We start from the raw sequence: 14,321 nt of genomic DNA on the forward strand, positions 1-14,321 counted from the left end.
GCAGCTGCGCGCAAAGCGTGCCTTGCCGGACCCATTTACGCAATCCAGCTTAACAATTTCTTTCGATTTCCGGCGTTAGCGCGACCGTCTGCCCTTTTCCGCAGCGCCGCGCGCCGCTGGCATTTTCCCCACGGAGTCTCAATGAGCATAGATCGGGCTTTGGTCGATGCCGCGCTCGCGGCCTTGACAGATCCGAATACGGGCCGGCCTTACGCGGCGGCCAAGGGCGTGCGCCATGTCACGATCGACGGCGATACGGTCGGCGTCGAAATCGTGCTCGGTTATCCGGCGAAAAGCCAGTTCGAAGCCGTGCGCGCGCAGGTCGAGGCGGCGCTTGCCGCCGTGCCGGGCGTGGCGGCAAGCCGCGTCGCGGTGAAAAGCGAGATCGCGGCGCACACGGTCCAGCGCGGCGTGAAACTCTTGCCTAACGTCAAAAACATCGTGGCCGTGGCGTCGGGCAAAGGCGGCGTGGGCAAGAGCACGACCGCCGTGAACCTCGCGCTCGCGCTGGCGGCCGAAGGCGCTTCGGTCGGCATTCTGGACGCCGATATCTACGGCCCGTCGCTGCCGATGATGCTCGGGATCGCCGGCCGCCCCGAGTCGCCCGACGGCCAGTCGATGAACCCGCTCGAAGGGCACGGCGTGCAGGCCAACTCGATCGGCTTTCTCATCGAGCAGGACAACCCGATGGTGTGGCGCGGGCCGATGGCCACGTCCGCGCTCGAGCAGTTGCTGCGCCAGACCAACTGGCGCGAGCTGGATTATCTCGTCGTCGACATGCCGCCGGGAACCGGCGACATCCAGCTCACGCTCTCGCAGCGCGTGCCGGTGACGGGCGCCGTGATCGTCACCACGCCGCAGGACATCGCGCTGCTCGACGCCAAAAAAGGCCTCAAGATGTTCGAGAAGGTGGGCATTCCCATTCTCGGCATCGTGGAGAACATGGCCGTGCATATTTGCTCGCATTGCGGTCACGCCGAGCACGTGTTCGGCGCGGGCGGCGGCGAGCGCATGGCGAAAGAGTACGGCGTGGAAGTGCTCGGCAGCCTGCCGCTCGACATCGCGATCCGCGAGCAGGCCGACTCGGGCAAGCCCACCGTCGCGGCCGCGCCGGACAGCCCCGTGGCGGAGATTTATCGCGCCGTGGCGCGGCGCGTGGCGATCCAGATCGCCGAGCGCGCGCGCGACATGACGTCGAAATTCCCCACGATCGTCGTGCAAAATACCTGACGCCGTCGGCGGCGGGAACGTTTGCTGCTGCTGATTTGCCGCTGCGTTTTGCCGCCGAATTTGCCGCCGAATTTGCCGCTGCGTTTTGCCGCCGAATTGCCACTGCGTTTGCCTCCGATAATCGGCGCGCCGGACGCGGCCCGAAGGCCGCGCCCACGGTGTTTCGGAAGGCGTCTCGCAGCGGTGCCTTGAACGTGCCGCCGGATTCGCGCAAGCCGCCCCGCACGAAAGCCCTGCCTCGAGCGCGGCGAATGCGCCGCCCGCGCGCCGCAAGCCGCTCGCCCCGCTTGGGGACAGATAGGCGCGCCGCGCGGCGCGTGCGCGGTATCATGTGGGCTTCATCGGGTCCGGGTCGGCGGCCGCGCGGGGCGGGCACGAGCCGGGAAGAGGATCGCATGGATAAACGACACGACTGGCGACATGACTCGCAGGCGGGAAGTCTGCACGCCGCACGCGCCGTTGGGCGTGCCGCGGCGGTGACGGCGCTCGCCGGCGTGATGCTGCTCGCGGGCTGCACGAGCTTCATGGGTCAGCAGGACAAGCGCGCGAGCGCGCAACTGCAACCCACGATGGGCAGCCAGGTGCGCGGCAGCGTGGCGTTCGTCGAGCATTCCGACGGCGTGCAGGTCAGCTACAACCTTTCCGGCCTGCCGCCCGACAGCGATCACGCCTTGCAGATTCACGAACGCGGCGACTGCTATGCCGCCGACGCCTCCAGCGCCGGCCCGGTTTTCGCGCCCGCCGCCGAGCACCTCAAGCGCGGCGCGCGCGTGGAAGGCGACCTCGGCAACATTCACGCGGACGCCAACGGCGTGGCCACCGGCTTTCTCGTCGCGCCCGACGTCTCGCTCGACGGCGTGCGCTCGGTGCTTCAGCGCGCCGTGGTCGTGCATCGAGACGCCATCGACCCCTACGCCTACCCGCAGCGCGACACGGGCCCCGCCATCGCCTGCGGGCCGATCCGCGCGCAGTGAGCGCCGGGCACGCCCGGCGGGTTTTCGCGGTTTCGCTTCGCGCGCGCCGCAACCTTCCGCGGCCCCGCCCGCCACGTCGCGCGACAGTTCCCGGCACACCGATCCACATCGCGTAAAATAGGCGCCTTTCGCAAGCGCCGGCCGCGCGCCCGCTTGCTTTTCCGACCCGTTTTCCCGTTAGCAGCGACACATGGCAATCAAATCCGACAAGTGGATTCGGCGCATGGCCGAGGAACAGAAGATGATCGAGCCGTTCGTGCGCGACCAGGTTCGCACGTCGGAAGACGGCCGCAAGATCGTGAGCTACGGCACGTCGAGCTACGGCTACGACATCCGCTGCGCCGACGAATTCAAGATCTTCACGAACATCAATTCGACGATCGTCGACCCGAAGAACTTCGACGAAAAATCGTTCGTCGACTTCAAGGGCGACGTCTGCATCATTCCGCCCAACTCGTTCGCGCTCGCGCGCACGGTCGAATATTTCCGCATTCCGCGCAACGTGCTGACGGTCTGCCTCGGCAAGTCCACCTACGCGCGCTGCGGCATCATCGTCAACGTGACGCCGTTCGAGCCGGAATGGGAAGGCTACGTGACGCTCGAATTCTCGAATACGACACCTTTGCCTGCCAAAATCTACGCGAACGAGGGCGTCGCCCAGGTGCTGTTCTTCGAGAGCGACGAGATTTGCGAAGTGTCTTACGCCGACCGCGGCGGCAAATACCAAGGCCAGCACGGCGTGACCTTGCCGAAGACCTGACGCCCGCACGCGCACTCATCACCGGACAAGAAATACGGGGACCGCTGCGCGATATTCGCAGCGGTCGTTTCTTTTGGAGATTCGCCCATGAAGTTTCGCTTTCCCGTCGTCATCATCGACGAAGACTTTCGCTCCGAGAACATCTCGGGTTCCGGCATCCGGGCGCTCGCCGAAGCCATCGAGAAAGAGGGCGCGGAAGTCCTCGGGCTGACGAGCTACGGCGATCTCACGTCGTTCGCGCAGCAGTCGAGCCGCGCCGCGTGCTTCATTCTTTCGATCGACGACGACGAGCTGCTGCCCTACGTGGAAGGTTCGGACGGCGAGGCGCCCGAGCACGCGCCCGCGATCGTCGCGCTGCGCGCGTTCATGGAAGCCGTGCGCAAGCGCAACGCCGACATCCCGATCTTCCTGTACGGCGAAACGCGCACCTCGCGCCATCTGCCCAACGACGTCCTGCGCGAGCTGCACGGCTTCATCCACATGTTCGAGGACACGCCGGAGTTCGTTGCGCGCCACGTGATTCGCGAAGCGAAGGTGTATCTCGACGCGCTCTCGCCGCCGTTCTTCAAGGAACTCGTGAAGTACGCCGACGAAGGTTCGTACTCGTGGCACTGCCCCGGCCATTCGGGCGGCGTGGCGTTCCTGAAGAACCCGCTCGGCCAGATGTTCCATCAGTTCTTCGGCGAGAACATGCTGCGCGCCGACGTTTGCAACGCGGTCGAGGAACTGGGTCAACTGCTCGATCACACGGGGCCCGTCGCGGCTTCGGAGCGCAACGCGGCGCGCATCTTCAGCGCGGACCACGTGTTCTTCGTGACCAACGGCACGTCCACGTCCAACAAGATCGTCTGGCACGCCACGGTCGCGCCCGGCGACATCGTGCTGGTGGACCGCAACTGCCACAAGTCGATCCTGCACGCGATCACCATGACGGGCGCGATTCCCGTGTTCCTCACGCCCACGCGCAACAACTTCGGCATCATCGGGCCGATTCCGCGCGACGAGTTCAAGCCGGAAAACATCCGCAAGAAGATTCTCGCGAATCCGTTCGCGCGCGAGGCGCTCGAGAAGAACCCGAACGTCAAGCCGCGCATTCTCACGATCACGCAGAGCACCTATGACGGCGTGATCTACAACGTCGAGATGATCAAGGATCTGCTCGGCGACATGCTCGACACGCTGCATTTCGACGAAGCCTGGCTGCCGCACGCCGAATTCCACGCGTTCTACCAGGACATGCACGCGATCGGCGCGGGCCGCCCGCGCACCAAGGCGCTCGTGTTCGCCACGCACTCCACGCACAAGCTGCTGGCCGGCATCTCGCAGGCTTCGCAGATCGTCGTGCAGGACAGCGAGGACAGCGCGTTCGACCGCCACCGCTTCAACGAGGCGTATCTGATGCACACGTCCACCTCGCCGCAGTACGCGATCATCGCGTCGTGCGACGTGGCCGCGGCGATGATGGAAGCGCCCGGCGGCCCGGCGCTGGTGGAAGAGTCGATTGCCGAGGCGCTCGATTTCCGCCGCGCCATGCGCAAGGTGGACGCCGAATACGGCGACGACTGGTTCTTCCAGGTCTGGGGCCCGGACGAGCTGGCCGAGGAAGGCATCGGCTCGCGCGACGACTGGATGCTGCGCCCGAACGACCACTGGCACGGCTTCGGCGCGCTGGCGGAAAACTTCAACATGCTCGACCCGATCAAGGCGACCATCGTCACGCCGGGTCTGGACGTGGACGGCGAGTTCGGCGAAACGGGCATTCCGGCCGCGATCGTCACGAAGTACCTCGCCGAGCACGGCATCATCGTCGAAAAGACCGGGCTGTACTCGTTCTTCATCATGTTCACGATCGGCATCACGAAGGGCCGCTGGAACTCGATGGTCACCGAGCTCCAGCAGTTCAAGGACGACTACGACAACAACCAGCCGCTGTGGCGCGTGCTGCCCGAATTCGTCGCGCAGCATCCGATGTACGAGCGCATGGGGCTGCGCGACCTGTGCCAGCAGATTCATGGCGTCTATCGCGCCAATGACATCGCGCGTCTCACGACGGAGATGTATCTCTCGAACATGGAGCCGGCGATGAAGCCGTCCGACGCATTCGCGAAGCTCGCGCACCGCGAGATCGACCGCGTGCCGATCGACGAACTCGAGGGCCGCGTGACGTCGATCCTGCTGACCCCGTATCCGCCGGGCATTCCGCTCCTGATTCCGGGCGAGCGCTTCAACACGACCATCGTGAACTACCTCAAGTTCGCGCGCGAGTTCAACGAGCGCTTCCCGGGCTTTCACACCGATATCCACGGGCTCGTCGGCGAGATGATCAACGGCCGCATCGAGTATTTCGTGGATTGCGTGCGCAACTGAGCGGGAGGGCAGGCGGTATGACGGTGCGAAGTCTGCGCGCGTTTGCGATGGCGGTGGTCATGATGCTGATGGCGGCGCCGGCCGCGCACGCGGAAGTCGCGGCGGCCGACCCCATCGACACGGCCATGCGCACGTGCCTCGCGCGCGCGGACCGTTCGTCGACGGCGGGGCAGATCCAGTGCATGGACGACTCGCGCACGGCGTGGCGCGCGGCCGCCGACGCCGCGCTCGCGCAACTGCTCGCAAAGGTGCCGGCGGCGCAGCAAAAGCGCTGGCGTTCGAGCCAGCAGAAGTGGGTGGCGTGGCGCGACGCGGAGGACGCGATGCTCAGCGCCGCGTTCGCGACCACGAGCGGCAGCCAGTATCAGCTTTACGAAGCCGACATGCGGCTGCAACCGGTGCGCGACCGCGCGCTCGCGCTGCGCAACGAGGTCGCGAACGATACGGGCAAATTGCCGCGCGTGCGCGCGTGCAGCGCCGACGCGCGCTGCGAGCACGTGAGCTACGACCTCAACCGCTACTATCGTCAGCTTTACGCGCGCATGCCGAAGCACGCGCGCCCCACGGTGTCGCGCGCGCAATACGCCTGGCGCGCCTGGCGCGACGCGACCACGCCGCTGATCGACGATCACGCGCGGCTCGACCTGCTCGGCGCGCGGCTCGCCACGCTCAAGCGGCTGGCGGAAACGGTCAATAATCGCTGAGCTTCAGCCGGCTTTTGCCGATGTCGAGGTCGAAGTTGAAGGAAGCAGGCGCGAGATTTCGCGCCTGTTTTGCCTTGCGCGGGCCGACGCGGCGATCAATCGAGAATGAACTGTTCCGGCGCGCGCGCGGGCAACGCGACCGGCTCGCCGAGCAGGTCGTGCAGCGCGGCCTCGATGTTCGCCGAGAGCAGGTTGAGCGCGAGATCGTTGTCCTCGGTGCCGAACGGATCTTCGATCTGCGAGGCGATGGCTTCGTGCGCCATGAACGCGTAGGCCACGAACACGGCGAAGATCGGCGTGAGCCAGCCGATGCTGTCGACGAGGCCGAACGGCAGCAGCGCGCAGAAAAAATACACGGTGCGATGAATCATCACCGTGTAGGCGAACGGCAGCGGCGTGGAAACGATGCGCTCGCAACCGCCGATCACGTCCGAGATGCTGTTGAGATTGCGCTCGAAGGCGAGCACCGCGTAACCGTCGAGGCGGCCTTCGCGCGCTTCGCGCCGCACCCATTCGGCCGCGCAGAGCATGAGCGTGGCGGGGCGAAAGTGCGAGGCCAGCACGCGCTCGCAGAGCGCGGCGGGCAGGCGCGCTTCGAGGTCCGCGCGCGGGTCGGTGCTGCGTAGCTGGTGACGCAGCGCGTGCGGCAGCGCGATGAGGATCTGCACGAACGGGCGCGCGCGCTCGCGGTTGAGGGCGCGGCTTTGGTGGCCGCCGCCATCGTCCTGATCGCCCTGATCACTTTGATCGCCCTGATCGCCGCCGCGCGGCAGCGTGAGCGCCTCGCGCGCGAGCGAGCGCGAGTCGTTGAGCAGCGCGCCCCAGAGCTTGCGGCCCTCCCAGTAGCGGTCGTAGCTCGCGCTGTTGCGAAAGCCGAGAAACACCGCGAGCGCGATGCCGACGAGCGAAAACGGCGCGGTGCTCAGGCTCACGGTCAGCCGGAAGATGTGGTCGTGCGCGGCCACGGCCACGACCGACAGGCACAGCACGAGAAAGAGGCGCGGCAGCAGTTGCGGCAGCACGGAGCCGCGCCATGCCAGCAGCATGCGAAACCAGTGGAGATGGGGGCGGACGATCATCGGGCGAGCGGTCGTGAGCGAAGGGCGAAGGGCGAAGGCTTGGGCGAAAGCGCGGCAGCGCAGGCAAGACGAGTCGGCGAACCCGACCCGGCACCGGATGCCGGCAGGATAATCCTGTCAGTATCGCGCGAGATCGTAGGCGATGGCGCGAGATGGGCGGGCGCACAGATGCGGCATTTTGCGGCGGATACAGCACGCGGGGGCGTCGCCATCAGCACAAAGGGCGCGCGACGTGGCAAACGTCGCGCGCCCTTTGACTTTGGCAAGGCGTGGCGGTGTGACGGCGGCGAACCTGCCGCGCCGCGCTCCAGGCGCGCTTACTTCGGTCTTGCTTTCGGTCTTGCTTCGGTCTTGCTTCGGTCTTACTTCAGGCTTGCTTCAGCGCCGCGCGCGCCGCCGCGATGGCCGCGCGCACCTGCTCGGGCGCGGTGCCGCCCGGATGATTGCGCGCCGAAACCGAGCCTTCGAGCGTGAGCACGTCGAACACGTCCTCGGCCAGCAGATGCGCGACCGCCGGCAGTTCGCGGCGCATGTCGTCGAGCGTGAGGTCGGCGAGATCGCAGTTGCGGTCCACGCAGATGCGCACCGCGTGCGCCACCGCTTCGTGCGCGTCGCGGAACGGCAGGCCCTTTTTCACGAGGTAATCGGCGAGATCGGTGGCGGTCGAAAAACCTTGCAGCGCGGCCGCGCGCATCGCCGCTTCCTTGACCGTGATGCCGGCGACCATTTCCGCGAAGATGCGCAGCGTGTCCGCGACCGTGTCGACGGTGTCGAACAGCGGCTCCTTGTCTTCCTGGTTGTCCTTGTTGTACGCGAGCGGCTGGCCCTTCATGAGCGTGAGCAGGCCCATCAGATGGCCGTTCACGCGGCCGGTCTTGCCGCGCGCGAGTTCGGGCACGTCGGGGTTCTTCTTCTGCGGCATGATCGACGAGCCGGTGCAGAAGCGGTCGGCGATGTCGATAAAGCCCACGCGCGGGCTCATCCACAGCACGAGTTCTTCCGAGAAGCGCGAGACGTGCGTCATGACGAGCGCCGCGGCGGCCGTGAATTCGATGGCGAAGTCGCGGTCCGAAACGGCGTCGAGCGAGTTCGCGCAGATGCCGTCGAAGCCCAGCGTTTTGGCCACCGCGAAGCGGTCGATCGGATAGCTCGTGCCCGCGAGCGCCGCCGCGCCGAGCGGCAGGCGGTTCACGCGCTTGCGGCAGTCGGCCATGCGCTCGGCGTCGCGCGCGAACATTTCCACGTAGGCGAGCAGATGATGGCCGAACGTGACGGGCTGCGCGACTTGCAGGTGCGTGAAGCCCGGCATGATCGTGCCCGAATGCTGCTCCGCGAGGTCGAGCAGCGCGCCGCGCAGGTCGCCGAGCAGCGCGCCGATGCGGTCGATTTCGCCGCGCAGCCACAGGCGGATGTCGGTGGCGACCTGGTCGTTGCGCGAGCGGCCCGTGTGCAGGCGCTTGCCCGCGTCGCCGATCAGCGCGGTCAGGCGAGCTTCGATGTTCAGATGCACGTCTTCGAGATCGAGCTTCCATTCGAACTCGCCGCGCTCGATTTCGCCCCGGATCTGCGCCATGCCGCGCTGGATGGCGGCTAGGTCGTCGGCGCCGATGATCTTCTGGGCGGCCAGCATCGACGCGTGCGCGAGCGAGCCTTCGATGTCGACGAGCGCGAGACGCTTGTCGAAGAACACCGACGACGTATAGCGTTTGACCAGCTCCGACATGGGCTCGGAGAAGCGAGCCGACCAGGCTTCGCCTTTTTTGTGCAGTTGGGACGTCATGATGATGGGCCGTGGGCGATGGAAAGCGGGCCGCGCGCGGGTTGGCGCCGATGGGCGCGGGATCGAGCTGGCGGGCGCGGCAAGAAAGTTGACGATTTTACCATCCGCGCCCGGCGCGGCCGCTGCGCGGCGGATCAGAGCCGCACGAGCACGACGAGCTTGAGGTCCTCGCGATGCGCGGGCTTGAGCGTTAGCTGGTCGTAAGCGATATGGCCGTGACGCGGATGATTGAATTCGCGCCGGCCGCCCTCGCGCTCGAACACGTCCTGCGACGCCCAGAAACGCGCGAAGTCGTCGCTCGCGGCGCCGAGCGAGTCGATCAGCGCGCGCGTGGGCGCATCGCTCAAATGACTCAGGTGGCGGATCGAATCGGCGCGAAATTCGGCGGCGAGGCGCCGCGCGCGCGTTTCCCAATCGACGATCAATTCGCGCGCGAGCGGCTCCGTGAACGTGAAGCGCAGCAGGTTGCGGTCGTGATCGCCGTCGAGCCAGCCCGCGAAGAGATCGGCGGCGGGTTCGTTCCAGGCGAGCGCCGTCCACTGGCGGTCGAGCACGTAGGCGGGCGCGTTCACGAGCTGCACGGTTTGCAGCAGCGTGGCGGGCGCGTCGGCGGCGGTGGCGCCGGGCTCGCTCGGGTCGCGCTGCGCGGCCAGCTCGAACAGGTAGGCGCGCTCGGCGCGCGAAAGCCGCAGCGCGACGGCGATGCGCGCGAGCGCGTCCGCCGAAGCCGACACCGGCCGCCCTTGCTCGATCCACGTGTACCAGGTCGGGCTCACGCCGCACAGTTGCGCGACTTCCTCGCGGCGCAGCCCCGGCGTGCGTCGGCGCGGGCCGGGCGGCAAGCCGACTTCCTGCGGCGAAAGCCGTTCGCGATGCGCGCGGATAAAGTCGCCGAGCGCGCGCGCGGGCGTGGCGTCGAGGGTTTTCTCGCCGGGTTCGGCGGTGGCGGGTGCGTGGCGCATGAGACGTGAACGGGTGCTGGCGATACCAGAATAACCGCTTAACTTGTACCGGTACAAACGGGCCTCTATTGTAGCGGCTGATGCTGCGGCGGGGCGCGGCGGATTCGCCCGCCACGACTCACGCCCCACGACCCACGCACGACCCAAGACCTACGACACGAACGCCGCACCCGGCGCACAAGGAGCATGCGATGAAACATCACGATCAGGTCGCCGACGCATTCGGCTCGACCGCCGCCGCCTATCTCACGAGCCAGGTTCACGCGAGCGGCGCGGATCTGGAGAATCTCGCCGCGACCTTCGCGGCGCTCAAGACCGGCGCCGCCGCCGCGACAGTGCTCGACATGGGCTGCGGCGCGGGCCACGCGAGCTTTGCCGTGGCGCCGCACGTGCGCGAGGTGGTCGCCTACGACATCGCCGCGCCGATGCTCGAAACGGTCGAAGCGGCCGCGAAGGCGCGCGGCCTGACGACGGTGCGCACGCAGCAAGGCGCCGCCGAAAGCCTGCCGTTCGCCGACGCCCGCTTCGACTGGGCCGTGACGCGCATGAGCGCGCATCACTGGCGCGACGTGCCGCGCGCGCTCCGTGAAGCGCATCGCGTGCTCAAGCCGGGCGGTCGCATCCAGTTCATCGACATCGCGGGCATCGACGATCCGCTTTACGACACGCATATTCAGGCGATCGAATTGCTGCGCGACGCCTCGCATATTCGCGACTATCGCGCCGACGAATGGGTGGCCATGCTCGATGCAGCCGGCTTCGACGCGCAGGTGACGGAGCGCTGGCGCATTGCGCTCGATTTCGATTCGTGGGTCGCGCGCATGCGCACGCCGCCCGAGCGCGTGACGGCGATCCGCTCGATGTGGGAGCGCGCGCCGGACGAAGTGCGCCAATACTTCGAGGTGCAGAACGACTTTTCCTTCAAGCTGGACGCACTGAGAATCGAGGGCGTGCGGCGGGGATGAGGACCGGCCAGGATGCGCTGAAGGCAGGCGCGTCGCGACGAGCCGTATCGACATCGGGAAAAATGATTGGTCGTCCTGATTAAATGCCGGTTTGAAAAAACGGCGTCGTGCCGCTGGAGCACGACGCCGTTGCTTCGTCAACGAGCGCGAATCGACGCGCGATCAACCGGCGATCAACCCGCTATCAACCCGTATTGCGCAATCCTGCCGCAATCCCGTTGATCGTCAGATGAATGCCGCGCCGCACGCGCGGGCTGGGGTCGCCGGCGCGGTAACGCTTGATCAGCTCCACCTGCAAGTGATTGAGCGGATCGAGATACGGGAAGCGGTTCTTGATCGAGCGCGCGAGCAACGGGTTGTCGGCAAGACGCCCGCTCGAACCCGTGATCTCGTCGAGCACCCGCGTCGTGCGCTCCCATTCCGCCACGATGCGCTCGAACACGTGCTTGCGCAGCTTCTTGTCGGCGACGAGTTGCGCGTAACGCGACGCCACCGCGAGGTCCGTCTTCGCGAGCGTCATGTCCATGTTCGAAAGCAGGTTCGAGAAGAACGGCCAGGTCTCGTACATCTTGCGGAACATCGTCAGGCGGCGCGCGCGTTGCGCGTCGCTGCCCGCTTCGTCGAGATACGCCGCCACCGCGCTGCCGAAGCCGTACCAGCCCGTCAGCAGCAGGCGGCACTGACCCCACGAAAAGCCCCACGGAATCGCGCGCAGATCGTCGATCTTGCGGTTCTTCGGGTCTTGCAGCTTGCGCGAGGCCGGGCGGCTGCCGATGTTGAGTTCGGCGATTTCGGTGATCGGCGTCGAGGCGAAGAAATAGTCGGTGAAGCCCGGCGTCTCGTACACGAGCGAGCGATACGCGGCCATCGCGCCGTCGGAGAGCGTTTGCATCGCCGCTTCGAATTCGGGCAGCTCGTCGGGCACGTTGCCGGCCGCCTGGCCCATCGGTAGCAGCGTGGCTTCGAGCGTCGCCGCGATCACCGTTTCCAGGTTGCGCCGGCCGATCTCGGGGTTGCCGAACTTGCTCGCGATCACCTCGCCTTGCTCGGTGAGGCGAATCTGGCCGTCCACCGTGCCCGGCGGCTGCGAAAGAATGGCGTTGTAGGTCGGGCCGCCGCCGCGACCCACCGTGCCGCCGCGGCCGTGGAAAAGGCGCAGCGTGATGCCGCGCTCGCGATGCAGCGCGACGAGCGCGAGTTCCGCGCGATACAGCTCCCAGTTCGACGTGAGGAAGCCGCCGTCCTTGTTGCTGTCCGAATAGCCGAGCATGATTTCCTGCTCGTTGCCCTGATGCTCGACGATGCTGTCGATGCCGGGCAGCGCGAGCACGTCGCGCATGATGTGCGGCGCGTTGCGCAAGTCGGGAATCGTCTCGAACAGCGGAATCACCATGAGCGCCGCTTTCGCGGGATCGTCGGCGTGACCCAGACGGCCCGCGAGCAAGCCCGTTTCCTTTTGCAGCAGCATGACCTCGAGCAGGTCGGACACTGTTTCGGTGTGCGAAATGATGTAGTTGCGCACCGCGCGCGCGCCGAACTTCTCGCGCGTCACGCGCGCCATTTCCAGCACGCCCAGCTCGCTTTTCACGAGGTCGGAATAGTCGAGATACGGCGAGCGCAGCGCGCGCGGGTCGGCCAGTTGCGCGAGCAGCACGATCTGCTTGTCGTCCTCGGAAAGCGCGGCGTAATCGGCTTGCACGCCCGCGCGCGCGAGCAGTTCGGCGATCACGGCTTCGTGGATGTCCGAGCTTTGGCGCAGGTCGATGCTCGCGAGATGGAAGCCGAACACTTCCACGGCGCGCAGCAGCGGCGCGAGGCGCGGCGTGGCGAGCGAGGCGCCGTGATGCTCGGCGAGCGAATCGAGCAGCACGTGCAGGTCGCGCGAGAACTCGCTCGCATCGGCGTACGGTTGCGCGCGCACGGGCGCGGCGTTGCGGCCCGCGCTGCGCACCGCGACGACGCCTTCGCCCAGACGCACGCGCGCGCTCGCGGCAAGGCGCGTGTACACGCCGATCAGCGCGCGGCGATACGGTTCGTCCACGCGGTGCGGCGACTGGTCGGGCGAGGCGTCGGCGAGCGCCTTGAGCGCGTCGCTCGCGCCCGCCAGCAGGTTCGACACGGAAAGCTCGGCGCCCAGCCGATGCACTTCGTCGAGGTAATGCTGAAGGATCACCTGCGCCTGGCGCTCGCTCGCCTCTTCGAGCGTGGCGGCGGTGACGTTCGGATTGCCGTCGCGGTCGCCGCCGATCCAGCTTCCCATCTGGAAGAACGCGGGCAGGCGCGCCGAAATGCCGTGCTCCTTGAGCGACGTTTCTATCTCGCCGTACAGCGCGGGAATCTCGCTGAGGAACGTGGTGTGGTAGTACGAGAGCGCGTTCTCGATTTCGTCGCCGACGGTCAGGCGCGAGTCGCGCAGCATGCGCGTTTGCCAGAGCGAGGTCACGCGCGCGCGCAGCAGCGCTTCGTTGTGCTCCAGCTCGCGATGCGTGAGCGGCTGGTCGCGTTCGGCAAGCAGGCGCGCGATGTCGTGCTGCGAATCGAGCGTGCTCTTGCGCTGCACTTCGGTCGGGTGCGCGGTGAGCACGGGCACGATCAGCGCGTCGTTGAAGAACTGCTGGAGCACGGGCGTCGCGGCCGCGCCCGCCTGCGCGAGACGTTCGAGCGAATGCGCGATGGTGCCCGCCTGCGGCGCGGAGCCGGCCAGGTCGTGGATGCGCCGGCGGCGATTGCGATGGCGGTCCTCGGCGATATTCGCGAGATGCGAGAAGTAGCTGAACGCGCGCACGACGCTCACGGTCTGCTCGGGCGAAAGCGCGCGCAATTGCTTTTCCAGCGCGAGTGCGGCGGCGTTGTCGTCCTCGCGGCGGAATCGCACGGCCGTCTGGCGGATCGTTTCCACGACGTCGAACACGGCGTCGCCTTCCTGTTCGCGCACGACGTCGCCGAGCAGGCGGCCAAGGTAGCGGATGTCTTCGAAAAGCGGCTGGTCCTTGTCGTCGCGCTCGGCGGGTTTCCCGGCGCCGTTCGATGACCCGGTGGGCTGCGCCGCCTTCGCGGCTTTCGCGGGCTTGCCGCCCTTCTCGGGCTTCGCAGCCTTCGTGGCCTTTACGTTCTTCAAGTTCTTCAAGTCCTTCGCGGCCTTCGCGTCCTTGCCGGCTTCGAGCGCCCTGGTCGCCGCCTTGGCGGATTGCGCGGGTTTGGCCGCCTTGGCCGCCTTGGTCGCCTTGGTCGCTTTGGTCGCTTTGGTCGCCTTCGCAGCCTTCGCCGTCGTTTCGATGGCCGGCGCCGTTTCGGGCGGCGTCGCGCTCGCGGCGCCATTCGCCGCCTGCGGGGCCGCGGCGGTGGCGGCCTTCGCGGCCTTCGGTTTTTTGGCCGGTTTCGCGAGCGGCGCGGCGGCCTTCGAAACAGCGTTCTGCGATGCGTTGTTGCGGCGCTCTGCGCGCGCCGAGCCAGAGGACTTCACGGTGATTTCCTTAAAGCAAAGCCGGGTAGGGCGTTGA

General features: G+C 67.0%; 11 protein-coding genes. 7 read left to right on the forward strand and 4 right to left on the reverse strand.

What is annotated here, in order from left to right; genetic code table 11:
• Positions 1–141 precede the first annotated feature (141 nt).
• The 5 genes from apbC (at position 142) to U5805_RS11200 (ending at position 6,035) form a co-directional block, all read left to right on the forward strand.
• Positions 142–1,230: an iron-sulfur cluster carrier protein ApbC gene (gene apbC / locus U5805_RS11180; RefSeq protein WP_322103535.1), complete on the forward strand. Its 1,089-nt coding sequence runs from the start codon at positions 142–144 to the stop codon at positions 1,228–1,230.
• Positions 1,231–1,727: 497 nt separating this feature from the next.
• On the forward strand, positions 1,728–2,204 hold the full coding sequence (locus U5805_RS11185; protein WP_322103573.1) for a superoxide dismutase family protein: 477 nt from the start codon (positions 1,728–1,730) through the stop codon (positions 2,202–2,204).
• Positions 2,205–2,394: 190 nt separating this feature from the next.
• Positions 2,395–2,964, forward strand: coding sequence for a dCTP deaminase (gene dcd, locus U5805_RS11190; protein WP_322103536.1), 570 nt, complete (start codon positions 2,395–2,397; stop codon positions 2,962–2,964).
• A gap of 87 nt (positions 2,965–3,051) precedes the next feature.
• Entirely contained in the window at positions 3,052–5,331 is a 2,280-nt protein-coding gene (locus tag U5805_RS11195) for an arginine/lysine/ornithine decarboxylase (protein WP_322103537.1), read from the forward strand.
• 17 nt (positions 5,332–5,348) lie between these two features.
• On the forward strand, positions 5,349–6,035 hold the full coding sequence (locus tag U5805_RS11200) for a lysozyme inhibitor LprI family protein (protein WP_322103538.1): 687 nt from the start codon (positions 5,349–5,351) through the stop codon (positions 6,033–6,035).
• 95 nt (positions 6,036–6,130) lie between these two features.
• On the opposite strand, the gene U5805_RS11205 is transcribed toward U5805_RS11200, so the two are convergent.
• From U5805_RS11205 to U5805_RS11215, 3 genes are all read right to left on the reverse strand, one after another.
• Positions 6,131–7,114 carry a bestrophin family protein gene (locus tag U5805_RS11205; RefSeq protein ID WP_322103539.1) on the reverse strand — a complete coding sequence of 328 codons (984 nt, stop codon included), beginning with the start codon at positions 7,112–7,114 and terminating at the stop codon, positions 6,131–6,133.
• Positions 7,115–7,481: 367 nt separating this feature from the next.
• Positions 7,482–8,894, reverse strand: a complete 1,413-nt coding sequence (gene argH, locus U5805_RS11210; RefSeq protein WP_322103540.1) for an argininosuccinate lyase — start codon at positions 8,892–8,894, stop codon at positions 7,482–7,484.
• A gap of 134 nt (positions 8,895–9,028) precedes the next feature.
• Positions 9,029–9,856: a helix-turn-helix transcriptional regulator gene (locus U5805_RS11215; protein ID WP_322103541.1), complete on the reverse strand. Its 828-nt coding sequence runs from the start codon at positions 9,854–9,856 to the stop codon at positions 9,029–9,031.
• Positions 9,857–10,047: 191 nt separating this feature from the next.
• Here U5805_RS11215 and U5805_RS11220 point away from each other — a divergent pair, with 191 nt between their 5' ends.
• Positions 10,048–10,821, forward strand: coding sequence for a class I SAM-dependent methyltransferase (locus U5805_RS11220; RefSeq protein ID WP_322103542.1), 774 nt, complete (start codon positions 10,048–10,050; stop codon positions 10,819–10,821).
• A gap of 184 nt (positions 10,822–11,005) precedes the next feature.
• Here U5805_RS11220 and ppc read toward each other — a convergent pair whose 3' ends face one another.
• Entirely contained in the window at positions 11,006–13,939 is a 2,934-nt protein-coding gene (gene ppc, locus U5805_RS11225) for a phosphoenolpyruvate carboxylase (RefSeq protein WP_415914571.1), read from the reverse strand.
• On the opposite strand from ppc, the gene U5805_RS31780 reads away from it, so the two are divergent.
• Complete coding sequence (locus tag U5805_RS31780; protein ID WP_415914572.1) at positions 13,920–14,321, forward strand: hypothetical protein; 402 nt, start codon at positions 13,920–13,922, stop codon at positions 14,319–14,321. The two genes, ppc and U5805_RS31780, sit on opposite strands and share 20 nt — an antisense overlap.

This window comes from Paraburkholderia sp. J41, assembly GCF_905220235.1.
GTDB lineage: Bacteria > Pseudomonadota > Gammaproteobacteria > Burkholderiales > Burkholderiaceae > Paraburkholderia.

Excerpts from the sequence above, each read along its gene's own strand:
- U5805_RS11195 (WP_322103537.1), top strand. The coding sequence starts at position 3,052 with ATGAAGTTTCGCTTTCCCGTCGTCATCATCGACGAAGACTTTCGCTCC.
- argH (WP_322103540.1), bottom strand. The coding sequence starts at position 8,894 with ATGACGTCCCAACTGCACAAAAAAGGCGAAGCCTGGTCGGCTCGCTTC.
- apbC (WP_322103535.1), top strand. The coding sequence starts at position 142 with ATGAGCATAGATCGGGCTTTGGTCGATGCCGCGCTCGCGGCCTTGACA.
- dcd (WP_322103536.1), top strand. The coding sequence starts at position 2,395 with ATGGCAATCAAATCCGACAAGTGGATTCGGCGCATGGCCGAGGAACAG.
- U5805_RS11215 (WP_322103541.1), bottom strand. The coding sequence starts at position 9,856 with ATGCGCCACGCACCCGCCACCGCCGAACCCGGCGAGAAAACCCTCGAC.
- U5805_RS11200 (WP_322103538.1), top strand. The coding sequence starts at position 5,349 with ATGACGGTGCGAAGTCTGCGCGCGTTTGCGATGGCGGTGGTCATGATG.
- U5805_RS11220 (WP_322103542.1), top strand. The coding sequence starts at position 10,048 with ATGAAACATCACGATCAGGTCGCCGACGCATTCGGCTCGACCGCCGCC.
- U5805_RS11205 (WP_322103539.1), bottom strand. The coding sequence starts at position 7,114 with ATGATCGTCCGCCCCCATCTCCACTGGTTTCGCATGCTGCTGGCATGG.
- U5805_RS11185 (WP_322103573.1), top strand. The coding sequence starts at position 1,728 with ATGCTGCTCGCGGGCTGCACGAGCTTCATGGGTCAGCAGGACAAGCGC.